This window comes from Saccharicrinis fermentans DSM 9555 = JCM 21142, from assembly GCF_000517085.1.
Classification (GTDB): Bacteria; Bacteroidota; Bacteroidia; order Bacteroidales; family Marinilabiliaceae; genus Saccharicrinis; species Saccharicrinis fermentans.
Genome location: NZ_KI912107.1, coordinates 5,054,955 through 5,071,607, shown reverse-complemented (window position 1 = coordinate 5,071,607; position 16,653 = coordinate 5,054,955). Strand labels below are relative to the sequence as shown.

The following is a 16,653-nucleotide window of genomic DNA, read 5'->3' as shown; positions in this document are numbered from 1 at the left end:
TTCTAATATGTTGTATTAAAAACAATAAAACTCTTTGCTCATTTCCTCACCCCACAAAAATCGAGCACAACTTTATCCTGCGCTATTGACAAATCTTTAAATTCGTCATGAGCCACCAAAAAGGCAATAATATCTGCTTTCTCTACCGCTTCCTTGTAGTCCGTTAATTTAAAAACCCCATGTTCTTCAATATTGGGTTCTACAAAATACACCACTTCGTCATTGGTACTCTGCAACACCCTTTGTGCAATATATTTGGCCGGAGATTCACGCAGGTCATCGATATTTGGTTTAAAAGCCAGCCCCATGATCGCAATAGAAGGTGTATTTCCATTTTTAAGCTCGAACGCCAATTTGGAATTCTGAATTTTTTCAGCTACCCAAAAGGATTTATAATTATTGGTCTCGCGTGCTTTTCCTATCATTTGTGCTTCACGAGGATAATCAGACACAATAAAATAGGGATCTACGGCAATGCAATGTCCTCCCACTCCACACCCTGGTTGCAATATATTTACTCGCGGATGCTTATTGGCCAATTCAATCAGCTCCCACACATTGATATTCGCTTTATCACAAATCAAAGAAAGCTCATTGGCAAAAGCAATTTGTACATCACGACTGGAGTTCTCGGTAAGCTTACACATCTCGGCTGTGCGTGCATTTGTAGCATGTAATTCTCCCTTCACAAACAAAGCATAAAAATCATTTGCTTTTTGGGTGCTTTCAGCATTTACCCCACCAATCACACGGTCATTCTGCACTAATTCATACATCACATTACCCGGTAAAACCCTTTCCGGACAATAGGCCAGATAAATTTTATTTTTCAATTCCGGACGTTCTGTAAAAATGAGTTTCTCCATTTTTTCAGTTGTTCCAACTGGTGAGGTAGATTCAATAATATATAAATCACCCTCCTTCAACAAAGGAACTATATTTTTAGTAGCGGCCTCCACAAACGAGATATCAGGCTCGTGATTACCTCCCTTAAACGGAGTTGGCACAACCACCAAATAAACATCTGCAGGACGAACCTCAGTAGAAGCACTCAAAAAACCTTTTTTTACAGCCTTCGACACATAACTTTCTAACTCCGGTTCAATAATATGTATTTCACCTTTGTTGATCGTCTCTACAACCTTTGTATTAATGTCGGTTCCATTTACCTGAATCCCATTCGAAGCGATCAGTGCACTCGTTGGTAATCCAATATATCCAAGTCCAACAGTTGAAACTGTAATATTTTTACACATAATAGATAGTTTATTAAGTTAGTTTTTAGATAAAAAATCCACAATCCTTTGGGAAGCTTTTCCGTCACCATAAGGGTTATGTAGAAGGCTCATCCTTTTATATCGATCTTTGTTATCCATCAGATCGATAGCTTCTTTCACTATCTTATCTTTATTTGTTCCTACCAGTATAACAGTACCGGCCTCCACAGCTTCAGGTCTTTCTGTGGTATCTCTCATCACCAATACCGGTTTCCCTAAACTAGGTGCCTCCTCCTGCACGCCACCGCTATCTGTTACAATTAAATAAGCTTTATCCATCAACCAAATAAAGGCTTCATATGGAAGTGGGGCTATCAAATGAATATGCGGATTATCTCCTAAAATGGAATAAACTGGTTTTTGCACATGTGGGTTCAAGTGAACAGGATAGATTACTTGCACATCCTCACGTCGTGCAATCTCGCTAAGGGCACTACAAATATTCAGGAATCCTTGTCCATGGTTCTCTCTACGGTGGCCGGTAACCACCACCAATTTCTTAGACGGATCGATGATTTCTTTCAACTGGTTGATCTGAGCGTTATCTGTAATTTCATTGACAATATTGACACTTTCCAAGAGGGCATCAATGACAGTATTACCCGTCGCAACAATAGAATTCGGCGCTGTTTTCTCGCTTAAAAGATTTTCTTTAGATTGGGTAGTTGGAGCAAAATGAAAATCAGCAATACGACCAGTCAACTGCCTGTTAATCTCCTCCGGAAAAGGAGCCAACTTATTATAGGTACGCAAGCCAGCCTCCACATGACCTACTTTAGCACCTGCATAAAATGCAGCCAAGGCAACGGATATGGACGTAGTTGTATCTCCATGAACCAGCACATAATCAGGTTTAAAGTCTTCCAAAATAGGTTTCATCCCATTGATAATATCACCCGTTAAAGAAAATAAGTTTTGGTTGGGCTTCATTAAATCCAGGTCGAAATCAGGCATAATTTCAAAAAAGTTTAACACCTGATCCAACATTTCACGATGTTGGGCAGTCACACACACCTTGGTTTCAAAAACTTGCCCATTCTTTTTAAATTCTTTGACAACAGGAGCCATTTTAATAGCTTCCGGCCGTGTTCCAAATACAATCAGTACTTTTTTCATGGAAATTTTAATTAGGAATTTAAGGCAAGATTATTTAAAAAAATCACATACTAGATAAATATTGACTAACAGACGATTGTTTACAACGAAACTAACAAAATATTAGGTGCGCTTCGCCTCCTGAGTCACATAATCCACATGTCAGCTAAAAAACAGAAAGCCCAAAGACTTTAAATTATGTAAAAAAATCGAAATAATACAGTATACCCGTAAATATTTCGATTCAAATCACTTACTACTTAAAATATTTACGCTGAAACAACAGAATAATGGCAATCCCAATGGTAATGGCAGAGTCGGCGACATTAAACACCGGTCTGAAAAATAAAAAATGTTCCCCTCCCCAGAAAGGCAACCACTGCGGAAAATTACCTTCCCATAGAGGAAAATAAAACATATCCACTACTTTACCATGTAGAAAGGTAGAATATCCACCTTCAGCAGGAAATAAAGATGCCACCTGTGGGTAGCTGTCATTAAAAATCAATCCATAGAAAGCACTATCGATAATATTACCCACTGCACCGGCCAACACAAGCGATATACTTATGATTAAACCTGTTGGGGCTTTTTTCAAGGTGAGTTGGTAGAGGTAATAACCAATACCAATAACCGCTACAATTCTAAATACACTGAGAATGACTTTACCAAACTTACCGGCCAATTCCATTCCAAAGGCCATTCCATTGTTTTCAATAAAATGAATGATAAACCAATCTCCAAAAACGCTGAATTCCTCACCCAGCATCATATGGGTTTTCACCCAAATCTTTAAAGCCTGATCCACCAAAAGCACCAAAAACACAATGACGACTGGCTTTTTTAATATTGAAAGCATAATAAATATTTACACAAAGTGACCTCTCCATTAGAGAGATCACTCTTTATTTTTAGGTTAAAACTACAATCTACTTTTGATTTCTTTTGGCATCAATACTTAGGGTAGCATGTGGAACAGCTCTCAGTCTTTCTTTAGAAATAAGCTTACCGGTTTCACGACAGACGCCATATGTTTTATTTTCAATGCGTACAAGAGCAGCTTGTAAATGCTGTATAAATTTCAGCTGACGCTGCGCCAGTTTACCTGCCTCTTCTTTAGAAAGCACAGCAGCCCCTTCTTCCAGAACCTTAAAGGTTGGAGAGGTATCCTGAGTATCATTTCCATCACCTTGCGTAATGGTATTTCTCAATAACTCATAATCTTTTTTTGCCTTACTTAACTTGGCATTTATAATTTGCTTAAATTCTTGTAATTCCTCATCGGAATATCGGGTCTTCTCAGCCATAACAGTTAAATTTGAATTACAACGTATTTTTTGTTACAAAGATGTAGGTTTCAACGTCATTGTCGACCTCTACGCGTTTGGCATCGGATTCGTTACATTTATCAACCAAATTTATCTCCTCAGCCAATGTTTGCGATGCAATATAATCTTTATAGTTGATTACAGCTTGATTAATTGCATCATTTTTTTCAATTTTCAGATTTATTTTATCTGTTACTTCAAAACCAGAATCCTTCCTCAAATTTTGAATTCTATTCACAAACTCTCTAGCAATTCCTTCTTGCTTTAGTTCCTCTGTAATATGTATATCCAATGCCACTGTAATTTTTCCTTCACTGGCTACCAACCAACCGGGAATATCTTCCGACATAATTTCAACATCTTCTATTGAAATTTCTACAGTTTGTCCATCAATTTGGGTACTTATTTTTTCCTCTTTCTCAATCAACGCGATTTCTTCCTGCCCCATCTGGTTGATAAATCCAGCTATCTGCTTCATCATTTTACCATACTTAGGCCCCAGGGTCTTAAAGTTTGGTTTAATCTTTTTCACCAATACACCAGATGTATCTGTGAGAAATTCCATCTCCTTAACATTCACCTCAGAAAGCACCAAATCTTTAATCTTATCCACCTGCTCTTGAAACTCCACATCTAAAATAGGTATCATCACCTTCTGAAGTGGCTGGCGAACTTTGATACTTTCTTTTCTTCTAAGTCCAAGAACCATGGACGAAATATTTTGCGCATAAAGCATTCTCTGTTCCAAGGCACGATGGATTCTATCTTCATCATGTTTAGGGAAAACAGTCAAATGTACCGAATTAAATGATCCTTCATCTTTTACAGAGAGTAAGTCATTATACAGTTGGTCCATATAAAAAGGAGCTATGGGTGCTGACAACCTACTCACTGTTTCCAAACAAGTATAAAGTGTTTGGTAAGCAGCTATCTTATCCTTAGAATATTCACCACCCCAAAATCTTTTTCTATTCAATCTCACATACCAGTTACTCAAATTCTCGGTTACAAAGTGTTGTATTGCTCTTCCAGCCCTGGTAGGCTCATACGACTCAAAGCTATCTGTCACTTCTTTAATCAGACTATTGAGCAAAGAAATAATCCACCTATCAATTTCAGGACGATCTTCCACCGGTACTTCCTCCTCTTGTCCTGTAAATCCATCCACATTGGCATATAACGCAAAGAAGGAATAAGTATTGTACAATGTACCAAAGAACTTACGTCTTACTTCATCAATACCATTGGCATCAAACTTCAGGTTATCCCATGGCTGTGCGTTGGTGATCATATACCACCGTAATGGATCAGATCCAAACTTATCAATCACCTCAAAAGGATCTACCGCATTGCCCAGACGTTTGGACATTTTGTTACCTTTTTTATCCAATACCAATCCGTTAGAAATGATATTCTTAAAGGCTACTGAATCAAAGAGCATTGTTCCCAGCGCATGTAAAGTAAAGAACCATCCTCTGGTTTGATCCACTCCCTCTGCAATAAAATCGGCAGGAAATACCAAGGCTGATCCATTCTTATCTTCGGTTTCAAATGGATAATGCATTTGTGCATAAGGCATAGCACCGGAATCAAACCACACATCAATCAGATCAGGCTCTCTAAACATTTTTTCACCATCATCCGATACTAAAATAATATCATCTACAAAAGGACGATGAAGATCCACTTGTTCATAATTTTCTTTTGAAAAATCACCTACTTTAAAGCTACCATAAGGACTTTTTTCCATGACACCAGCAGCAATTGCTTTATCAATTTCCTGGGTCAGTTCCTCAATAGAGCCAATGCATTTTTCTACTTTTCCATCTTCGGTTCTCCAGATAGGTAAGGGGGTTCCCCAATATCTCGAACGAGATAAATTCCAATCTACCAAATTCTCCAACCACTTTCCAAACCTACCTGTACCAGTGGATTCAGGCTTCCAGTTAATGGTCTTATTTAACTCCATCATCCGCTCTTTAACGGCAGTTGTTTTAATAAACCAGGAGTCCAACGGATAGTAGAGAACGGGTTTATCGGTTCTCCAACAATGGGGATAATTATGTGTATGCTTCTCCACCTTAAAAGCTCTGTTTTCCTGCTTCAACATCACAGAAATATCCACATCCAGAGTAGGATCTTTTTCGGTTAGTTGCTCATCATAATCGTTTTTCACATAACGACCTGCATATTCTTTATAGCTTTCTACATGAACAAAGTCCTTCATAAAAGATGGATCCAAATCTTCTAACAAGAAATACTTACCGGTTTTATCCACCATCGGGTTTTGTTTACCCTCTTTATCTATTAATATTAATGGTGCAATACCCGCCATTTTGGCAACCCGGTCATCATCGGCCCCAAAAGTAGGTGCAATATGCACCACCCCGGTACCATCTTCGGTGGTTACATAGTCACCCAAGATAACCCGGAAAGCATCTCCATCGGGTTTTACCCACGGAATCAATTGCTCATATACAACACCTTCCAACTGCTTTCCGCTATATTCTTCCATTATCTCAAATGGAATTTTCTTATCACCTGGCTTATAATCATCCAATGACAAATCCGCATTTTTAGGGTTAAAATGAGCGGAGACTAGTTTTTTTGCCAAGATGACCACCATAGGCTTTCCTGTATATGGATTAAAAGTCTTTACCTTTTGGTAAACCACTTGAGGCCCCACAGCCAAGGCTGTATTTGAAGGTAAGGTCCATGGCGTTGTTGTCCATGCAAGAAAAAACAGCTCGCTATCTACGCCTTCAAATAAAAAGTCTGACTTTTCATCTTTTACCACTTTAAATTGTGCCGTACATGTGGTATCCTTAACATCACGATAACAACCAGGTTGATTCAGTTCATGCGTACTCAATCCGGTTCCGGCAGCTGGTGAATATGGTTGTATGGTAAAACCTTTGTATAAATAACCTTTACTATAAAGTTCTTTTAGTAAGTACCATAATGTTTCAATATATTTATTGTCGTAAGTAATATATGGATGCTCCATATCTACCCAATATCCCATTTTGTGGGTTAAATCCTCCCACTTATCGGTATACTTCATCACATCTTTTCTGCATGAAGCATTGTATTCAGCGACAGATATTTTCTTGCCAATATCTTCTTTGGTAATCCCCAAAGATTTTTCCACTCCCAATTCAACAGGAAGTCCATGCGTATCCCAACCGGCTTTACGCTTCACCTCAAAACCTTGTTGTGTTTTGTATCTACATACAATATCTTTTAAAGACCGAGAAATAACATGGTGAATACCCGGAAGTCCATTGGCAGAAGGAGGTCCTTCGTAAAAAACAAACGTAGGATTACCTGCTCGGGTAGTCATACTCTTTTCGAAAGTATCATTCTCTTCCCACTTTTTTAACACTTCCCTATTTACTTGGGACAAATCTAATCCTTTGTATTCTTTGAACTTAGAACTCATCTGCAATTATTCTCCTAATTTTTAAAAAGTGTACAAATATAATAGATAGCATGATACTTGACAAAAGAGAGACCGTTTATTTATAGCCAAAATAATTTGAATACATTAAGCCTATAGTATTGACTCATTTATCGTAGTGATTTTAAGGCATACCTACCTGAACATATACAGCTCTACAACTAAACCTTTATTACATATATAACGTAAGCTTTTTTTTGTTTCCAACTATTCCTACTTCATGGCGTAAAAGAACAATCGTTCATTTTGAAAGATCCAAAATGAACGATTGAACAGGTTTCTTAACACAAAGAAGTATTCTCAAGGGAAATTATGACTGGATGGAAGTAGCAAAGGCTTTTAATAATTCTTCGGTTTCATCCCATCCAATACACTCATCGGTTACCGAAACACCGTATTGCAGGGTAGTAATATCAGCTGGAATAGATTGTTTCCCTGCAAAAAGATTACTCTCAATCATAACTCCCATAATAGATTTATTTCCTGTCTTTATCTGTTCTTCAATACTTTTTAGAACCAACCTTTGATTGGCAGCCTTTTTATTGCTATTGGCATGACTACAGTCAATCATCATCCGGGTTGGTAAACCAACCTTCGCCAGATACTTTTCGTACCGCGCAACACTATCGCTATCATAATTGGGTTCTTTACCTCCCCGTAGGATAATATGCGTATTCGAATTGCCCTTGGTTCTAACAACAGCCACATGACCATCCGGATCAATACTAATAAAATTATGAGGTGATGCGACAGATTCCAAAGCATTCACCGCAATCTTAATATTTCCGTCTGTCCCATTCTTAAAACCAACGACAGAGGAAAGACCACTGGCCATTTTTCGATGGCTTTGCGATTCAGTGGTTCTGGCTCCAATGGCTGTCCAGGAAATAAGATCTTGAATATACTGAGGCGTTACAATATCAAGCGCCTCTCCCGCCACAGGCAAACCTATTTCAGCTATATAAGTTAATAGTTCACGTGCTTGCTTTAAACCTTCTTCTAACTGATGGGAATCATCCAGAAAAGGATCATTAATTAATCCCTGCCATCCGACAGTAGTCCTCGGCTTCTCAAAATAGACCCGCATCACCAAGTATAAAGTATCACTTAGTTCGTCGGCTAACTTTTTTAACTTTTGTGCATAGGCTTTCGCTACATCTATATCATGAATAGAGCAGGGGCCAACAACCACTAATATTCGCTTATCCTCCCCACTAAGTATATTCTTGATTGTACCTTGCCCTTTTTCAATGGTTCTAATAATATTCTCATTTAAAGGATAAAGATCTTTTAGCTGGTTAGGAGTGATGATCGCATCCTCAGCACTGACGTTTATATTCTCAATTCTCTTATCTGTCATCTTCAGTCATACTTTTGTTTTTTGCAAATTCAATATGCACGCCGAAAATAACTGATATTTCTCATATTTAATAAGTAATTACGAAAAATCATGTTTTTAATGCTTAAATTTATCTTTCAATGGTCACCTGAAACCAGCCACCTTAGTCCTTCTTTTGTGTAAGAAAAGGTTTTCAATGCCCGAGAAACACAACTTAGCAACTATAACAACTCGCCATCTTAAAACTTCTCGCCACCGCCGGCCACGGCTATTGTTCTGGCCTGCCCTGCGGTCTTTTACTGATTGTTGTATATTTAAATGGGGATTATTCATTCATTGAGAGTTATTGAATATGGTTATGGATACGTTGTCACCCTCTATGTTTTACTTGAATGCATTTATTAAATTGGAAATATTGATTCTGTATAGAGAGGATAGATTGATTCTTTTGATACACACCTTGCTCTTGCTGCTTATGTACACGTCCTTTTTATTCGGGAAGGTAAAATTTTAAAAGGCCCTCATGATAACTTCGTTATTGTCATTGCCATAAAAAGAACCAAAAAGGTCTAGAACAATAGATCACTACCTCCCCGGCATCAGCGAACCCAAATGATGTATTAGAACTTCGTCATGAGAATTAAAAGTGCAATCAATCAAGAACTTGTTGAGATGAGGCATAGCACCAGCTATGGTGAATTGAAACAAGTTAGCTGGCGACTTGATTGGCAGCAATTTTAATTCGTAATAGATTTTCTAATGCAGCTTTTGGGTAATAATTCCGTCCGGCGCACAACCACCTCAAGTGCGCCCTTGAAACTCTCTCGCCACCGCCGGCCACGGCTATTGTTCTGGCCTGCCCTGCGGTCTTTTACTGATAGTTGTATATTTAAATGGGGATTATTCATTCATTGAGAGTTATTGAATATGGTTATGGATACGTTGTCACCCTCTATGTTTTACTTGAATGCATTTATTAAATTGGAAATATTGATTCTGTATAGAGAGGATAGATTGATTCTTTTGATACACACCTTGCTCTTGCTGCTTATGTACACGTCCTTTTTGTCATTGCCACAAAAAGGACCAAAAAAGTCTAGAACAATAGATCGCTATCAACCCGCACCGAGCTCCAATTCCATCCTGCACACTCTTCTTTCGCGCTAGGCCAGCCACACTACCACCTCGAGTGCGCCCTTGAAGCTCTCTCGCCACCGCCGGCCACGGCTATTGTTCTGGCCAACCCTGCGGTCTTTTGACTGTTAATTTTGTATATAAATAGAAGATATCCTTTGGGTGAGAGAACTTAAATATAGATTTTTATAATTGAGAAATTCTATGCTGTACTTGAAGTTCTATTAAAAAAGAAGGCTTGCAATACCTGAGAAACACAACTTCCCAACTCGTCAACTACAACGATTTAGACAACTCGCCAACTAAATAGCAATAAAAGAAGGCTTTTCTGAGATGAGGCATAGCACCAGCTATGGTGAGTTGAAGAAAAGTAACGAAGTGACTTCTTTTGAAGCCATTTTAAGGCGTAATAGATTTTCTAATGCATTTTCCGGGTTATAGCCTCTCACCAACGCCGGCCCCGGGGCTATTGTTCTGGCCTGCCCTGCGGTTTTTAAATTGAAACTTTCTTATTTAAATGGAAGATATCCTTTAATTGAGAAATCTTAAATACGGATTTTTTATAACTGAGAGCTTCTATGTTCTACCTGGATTTATATTTAAAACGTAGGTTACCAATATCTGAGAAACACAACTATAACAACTTCAACAACTCCACGACTTTAACAACTCCGCAACTTTACCAGCTCACCAACCTAACAAGCTAAAAACTTTACCAACTTCAACAACTCGCCAACTTCAACAACTTAACAACTCGCCAACTTCAAGCTTCTCGCCAACGCCGGCCCCGGGACTATTGTTCAGGCCTGCCCTGCGATCTTTTAACTGATAATTTTGTATATAAATAGAAGATATCCTTTGGATGAAAGAGCTTAAATATAGATTTTTATAATTGAGAAATTCTATGCTGTACTTGAAGTTCTATTAAAAAAGAAGGCTTGCAATACCTGAGAGACACAACTCAACAACTACACGACTTTACCAGCTAACAAGCTAACAAGCTAAAAACTTTACCAACTTCAACAACTCGCCACCATCAAGCTTCTCGCCAGCGCCGGCCACGGGGCTATTGTTCTGGCCTGCCCTGCGGTTCATTAATTGATAGCTTTGTACATTAATGGAAGATATTTATTAAATGAGAAACACAACTATAACAACTTCAACAACTCCACGACTTTAACAACTCCGCAACTTTACCAGCTCACCAACCTAACAAGCTAACATCTTTACCAACTCGCCAACTATATCAACTCGCCACCTCATGCGTCTTGCGTCTTGCACCACTTATAAAGCAAAAAAAAAGAGCAACTGGATAAAATCCAATTGCTCTCTTGTAAGATGGGCGGCGACCTACTCTCCCACTGTACGCAGTACCATCGGCGCTAACGGGCTTAACTTCTCTGTTCGGAATGGGAAGAGGTGGAACCCCGTCGCTATAACCACCTGAATATTGTTATATTCCTTTATATTTTTTTATTGTCACATCGGCTACAATCAAAATCACATTTCGGCGCTTAATGCTCCAACTAAAAGTTTCGGGCAATTAGTACCGCTCGGCTTTGGTGTTACCACCTTTACACCTACGGCCTATCAACGTCGTAGTCTACAACGTCCCTAATAAGGATATCTCATCTTGAAGCAGGCTTCGTGCTTAGATGCTTTCAGCACTTATCCCTTCCACACATAGCTACCCAGCGATGCTCCTGGCGGAACAACTGGTGCACCAGAGGTATGTCCAACGCGGTCCTCTCGTACTAACGTCAGGTCTTCTCAAATATCCTACGCCCACAACAGATAGGGACCGAACTGTCTCACGACGTTCTGAACCCAGCTCGCGTGCCACTTTAATGGGCGAACAGCCCAACCCTTGGGACCTTCTCCAGCCCCAGGATGTGACGAGCCGACATCGAGGTGCCAAACCGCTCCGTCGATATGAGCTCTTGGGAGCGATCAGCCTGTTATCCCCGGAGTACCTTTTATCCTTTGAGCGATGGCCCTTCCATGCGGAACCACCGGATCACTATGTCCTACTTTCGTACCTGGTCGGCTTGTCGGCCTCACAGTCAAGCTTCCTTGTGCCATTACACTCCACGGACGGTTACCAATCGTCCTGAGGAAACCTTTGAAAGCCTCCGTTACTCTTTTGGAGGCGACCACCCCAGTCAAACTACCCACCAAACAATGTCCGGATTAATCCGTTAGGCCACAGATAAGCAAAGGGACGTATTTCAAGGGCGGCTAAACTACACCTGACGATGCAGCATCAAAGCCTCCGTCCTATCCTACACATTACTTACCCACAACCAATGTTAAGTTGCAGTAAAGGTTCACGGGGTCTTTCCGTCCCGTTGCGGGTAATCGGCATCTTCACCGATACTACAATTTCACCGAGCTCATGGCCGAGACAGTGCGCACATCGTTACACCATTCGTGCAGGTCGGAACTTACCCGACAAGGAATTTCGCTACCTTAGGACCGTTATAGTTACGGCCGCCGTTTACTGGGGCTTCAATTCAATGCTTCGTCGAAACTAACATCTCCTCTTAACCTTCCAGCACCGGGCAGGTGTCAGGCCTTATACCTCTTCTTTCGAATTTGCAAAGCCATGTGTTTTTGATAAACAGTCGCATGCGCCATTTCTCTGCGGCCAGCCTAAACTGGCGCCCCTTTTCCCGAAGTTACGGGGCTAATTTGCCGAGTTCCTTAGCCATGAATCACTCGAGCGCCTCAGTATACTCAACCCAACTACGTGTGTCCGTTTACGGTACGGGTCCCTGTACTCGCTTTTCTCGGTACCGTTTGCTCTGCTTCGCTTCGGCCGAAGCCTAGGCTCTACGTACTATTCCGTCAGTACCTAGCAGTCTCAACAATACGTCACTTTTATTGTACAGGAAGTGCAGGAATATTAACCTGCTATCCATCCACTACCCCTTTCGGGTTCGCGTTAGGTCCCGACTAACCCTGATCCGATTAGCGTTGATCAGGAAACCTGAGTCTTTCGGCGTGCGGGTTTCTCGCCCGCATTATCGTTACTTATGCCTACATTTGCTTTTCCAATTACTCCACCGGACATCGCCATCCGGCTTCTGCGTCATTGGAATGCTCCCCTACCACTGTTAATAAATTAACAATCCATAGCTTCGGTAATATGCTTATGCCCGATTATTATCCATGCTCGATCGCTCGACTAGTGAGCTGTTACGCACTCTTTAAATGAATGGCTGCTTCCAAGCCAACATCCTAGCTGTCTCTGCAATCAAACCGCGTTTGTTCAACTTAGCATATATTTGGGGACCTTAGCTGATGGTCTGGGTTCTTTCCCTTTCGGACACGGACCTTAGCACCCATGCCCTCACTCCTGTTCATCATTATACAGCATTCGGAGTTTATCAGGAGTTGATAGGCGGTGAAGCCCTCTCGTCCAATCAGTAGCTCTACCTCTGTATAACTAAAACAAGGCTGCACCTAAATGCATTTCGGGGAGTACGAGCTATTTCCAGGTTTGATTGGCCTTTCACCCCTACCCACAGTTCATCCGAAGACTTTTCAACGTCTGGCGGTTCGGTCCTCCATTCCGTGTTACCGGAACTTCAACCTGACCATGGGTAGATCACCTGGTTTCGCGTCTAGCGCAGCTGACTTATTCGCCCTATTAAGACTCGCTTTCGCTTCGGCTCCGGGACTGAGGCCCTTAACCTTGCCAACTACGACTAACTCGTAGGCTCATTATGCAAAAGGCACGCCGTCACTGATTAATCAGCTCCGACCGCTTGTAAGCGCACGGTTTCAGGTACTATTTCACTCCCCTGTTAGGGGTACTTTTCACCTTTCCCTCACGGTACTGGTTCACTATCGGTCTTTCAGGAGTATTTAGCCTTACCGGATGGGCCCGGCAAATTCAGACAGGATTTCACGTGTCCCGCCCTACTCAGGATACCACTATCCTATAAAATATTACGTGTACTGGACTATCACCTTCTTTGGTCGTTCTTTCCAAAACGTTCTACTTCTATTTTATATTCATGTTGTGGTCCTATAACCCCTACAATGCCTAAACATTGTAGGTTTGGGCTAATCCCCGTTCGCTCGCCGCTACTAGGGGAATCATTATTATTTTCTTCTCCTCCAGGTACTTAGATGTTTCAGTTCCCTGGGTTTGCCCTCCTTGCGGAGTGACCGGTCATCAACCGGACGGGTTGCCCCATTCAGAAATCCACGGATCAACAAATATTTGCTTCTCCCCGTGGCTTATCGCAGCTTATCACGTCTTTCGTCGCCTCTGAAAGCCTAGGCATCCACCGTGCGCCCTTGCTTACTTTCTTGTTGGTTGATCCTTAACGATCTGCGTTAAGGCCAACTTATGATTTTGATTGTTTTGCCAATATGTCAATGTACGTTTTGTCCCGTTTTGGACAACGTGATTGATGCAATCACTCCTGATTTCATCCATCATTTTTCACCACAAAGCCACTATTATCATTATAATAGTACCAGTAAACTTTATAATTTTAAGGAGTGGAGAATATCGGAGTCGAACCGATGACCTCCTGCGTGCAAGGCAGGCGCTCTAGCCAACTGAGCTAATCCCCCTTAAAGTAGTCCTGCGCAGATTTGAACTGCGGACCCCTACATTATCAGTGTAGTGCTCTAACCAACTGAGCTACAGGACTATGTTATAATATGAAATACACGAAAAATAACAGTTCATCTTTAATAATTGTAAGTCTCTCTCCAGAAAGGAGGTGTTCCAGCCACACCTTCCGGTACGGCTACCTTGTTACGACTTAACCCTAGTTACCAGTTTTACCCTAGGCCGCTCCTTGCGGTAACGGACTTCAGGTACCCTCGGCTTCCATGGTTTGACGGGCGGTGTGTACAAGGCCCGGGAACGTATTCACCGCATCATGGCTGATATGCGATTACTAGCGAATCCAGCTTCACGGAGTCGAGTTGCAGACTCCGATCCGAACTGAGACCGGGTTTAGGGATTAGCGTCATGTCGCCATGTAGCTGCCCTTTGTACCGGCCATTGTAACACGTGTGTAGCCCTGGACGTAAGGGCCGTGCTGATTTGACGTCATCCCCACCTTCCTCGCGGTTTACACCGGCAGTCTTGTTAGAGTCCCCACCTTTACGTGCTGGTAACTAACAATAGGGGTTGCGCTCGTTATGGGACTTAACCCGACACCTCACGGCACGAGCTGACGACAACCATGCAGCACCTTGTAAGCAGTCCGAAGAAAAGAATATCTCTACTCTATGCAGCCTACATTTAAGTCCAGGTAAGGTTCCTCGCGTATCATCGAATTAAACCACATGTTCCTCCGCTTGTGCGGGCCCCCGTCAATTCCTTTGAGTTTCATTGTTGCCAACGTACTCCCCAGGTGGATTACTTAATGCTTTCGCTCAGTCGCTGACCATGTATTGCCAACAACGAGTAATCATCGTTTACGGCGTGGACTACCAGGGTATCTAATCCTGTTCGCTACCCACGCTTTCGTGCATCAGCGTCAATTATAGCTTAGTAAGCTGCCTTCGCAATCGGTGTTCTGTGTTATATCTATGCATTTCACCGCTACACAACACATTCCGCCTACCTCAACTAAATTCAAGACTAACAGTATCAATGGCAGTTTTACGGTTGAGCCGCAAGATTTCACCACTGACTTATTAGTCCGCCTACGCACCCTTTAAACCCAATAAATCCGGATAACGCTCGCATCCTCCGTATTACCGCGGCTGCTGGCACGGAGTTAGCCGATGCTTATTCGTACGGTACCGGCAAATATCTACTCGTAGATACGTTTCTTCCCGTACAAAAGCAGTTTACAACCCATAGGGCCGTCTTCCTGCACGCGACATGGCTGGTTCAGCCTTGCGGCCATTGACCAATATTCCTCACTGCTGCCTCCCGTAGGAGTCTGGTCCGTGTCTCAGTACCAGTGTGGGGGACCTTCCTCTCAGAACCCCTAGACATCGTCGCCTTGGTAAGCCGTTACCTTACCAACTAGCTAATGTCACGCATGACCATCTTTTACCGCCGAAGCTTTATATAATTTACCATGCGGTAAAGTATAACCATGGGGCATTAATCCAAATTTCTCCGGGCTATTCCCCTGTAAAAGGTAGGTTTCATACGCGTTACGCACCCGTGCGCCGGTCGTCATCTGTAGCAAGCTACAATGTTACCCCTCGACTTGCATGTGTTAGGCCTGTCGCTAGCGTTCATCCTGAGCCAGGATCAAACTCTTCGTTGTATAAAAATTATCTGTATAGATCTAGTAAACTATTTCTATAACTATTATTCTTTACAAGAGCCTTACTCAAAGAATCACTCTGTTATTTTTCCTTTTGTGCATTCCAATATTTTCAAAGAACGTCGATAAGTCTCCTTATCGTCTTTATATCTTTTAGGCCTTAAACCTAAGTTCAATCTGTTTATTTAAAACCAACCGATGTTAGTCTATGGCTGTAAAAGCGGATGCAAAGATAACAACTTTATTTCCTTAATTCCAAATGTTTTTTCAAGAAAAATTAAAAAATAAATTTTTTAATTTTTAACTCCTTAACCCTTTGTAATTAAACAGTTCCAAAGTTTCTCATCATCTCAGTTTTTGATCATTTTGCTACCGTTTTAGCGGCTGCAAAGATAAAAGTTTTTATTGAATCTGCAAAATATTTTTTTTAAAATATTTTAAAGCTCTTTTTCGAAACTTATGACCTATCCTAAAAACGTATCACTAAATACGTTTTCTACTTCCCTTTTGTCGCTCACTATCTCAGCTTATTACTACGCCTTTCGTTCAAAGCGGGTGCAAAGATAATCACTTTTTATTTTAATCTCCAAAAATTATTTTCACTTTTTTACAACAAATTTTATCCTCGTTATATTTCAAGTTAAAGCTAAGAAATAAGAAAATACTAAATATGAGTACATTACCAGATCAACACTAAAGAAAAACAATTCGTCCTTATACCCCCAAAAAACCATTGGGAAAACATCTTCGAAGTTCCATTGTA

6 protein-coding genes, 2 tRNA genes and 3 rRNA genes are annotated in these 16,653 nt (G+C 41.1%); all 11 read right to left on the bottom strand.

The annotated features are described in order from the left end of the window. Positions 1-38: 38 nt before the first annotated feature. Complete coding sequence (gene wecC / locus CYTFE_RS0120900; protein ID WP_027473417.1) at positions 39-1,256, bottom strand: UDP-N-acetyl-D-mannosamine dehydrogenase; 1,218 nt, start codon at positions 1,254-1,256, stop codon at positions 39-41. Positions 1,257-1,274: 18 nt separating this feature from the next. After that, a complete protein-coding gene (gene wecB, locus CYTFE_RS0120895; protein WP_027473416.1) occupies positions 1,275-2,393 on the bottom strand; it encodes a non-hydrolyzing UDP-N-acetylglucosamine 2-epimerase in 1,119 nt (372 codons plus the stop codon). A gap of 235 nt (positions 2,394-2,628) precedes the next feature. Beyond that, entirely contained in the window at positions 2,629-3,231 is a 603-nt protein-coding gene (locus CYTFE_RS0120890) for a lipoprotein signal peptidase (RefSeq protein ID WP_044212175.1), read from the bottom strand. Between the two features lie 70 nt (positions 3,232-3,301). Then, a complete protein-coding gene (locus CYTFE_RS0120885; protein WP_027473414.1) occupies positions 3,302-3,679 on the bottom strand; it encodes a TraR/DksA family transcriptional regulator in 378 nt (125 codons plus the stop codon). Between the two features lie 16 nt (positions 3,680-3,695). Further along, a complete protein-coding gene (ileS, locus tag CYTFE_RS0120880) occupies positions 3,696-7,142 on the bottom strand; it encodes an isoleucine--tRNA ligase (RefSeq protein WP_027473413.1) in 3,447 nt (1,148 codons plus the stop codon). Between the two features lie 328 nt (positions 7,143-7,470). Continuing rightward, positions 7,471-8,520 (bottom strand): 3-deoxy-7-phosphoheptulonate synthase, encoded by a 1,050-nt coding sequence (locus tag CYTFE_RS0120875; protein WP_027473412.1) that lies wholly within the window; start codon positions 8,518-8,520, stop codon positions 7,471-7,473. A gap of 2,450 nt (positions 8,521-10,970) precedes the next feature. Continuing rightward, positions 10,971-11,080, bottom strand: a 5S ribosomal RNA gene (gene rrf, locus CYTFE_RS0120865). Positions 11,081-11,157: 77 nt separating this feature from the next. Further along, positions 11,158-13,955 (bottom strand): 23S ribosomal RNA (locus CYTFE_RS0120860). 194 nt (positions 13,956-14,149) lie between these two features. Further along, positions 14,150-14,223: transfer RNA gene (locus CYTFE_RS0120855), tRNA-Ala, on the bottom strand. A gap of 6 nt (positions 14,224-14,229) precedes the next feature. After that, positions 14,230-14,303 (bottom strand) — tRNA-Ile (locus CYTFE_RS0120850). A 65-nt stretch (positions 14,304-14,368) separates the two neighbouring features. Beyond that, a 16S ribosomal RNA gene (locus tag CYTFE_RS0120845) occupies positions 14,369-15,890 on the bottom strand. The 16S, 23S and 5S rRNA genes sit together here with 2 tRNA genes alongside, the layout of an rRNA operon. Positions 15,891-16,653: the final 763 nt, after the last annotated feature.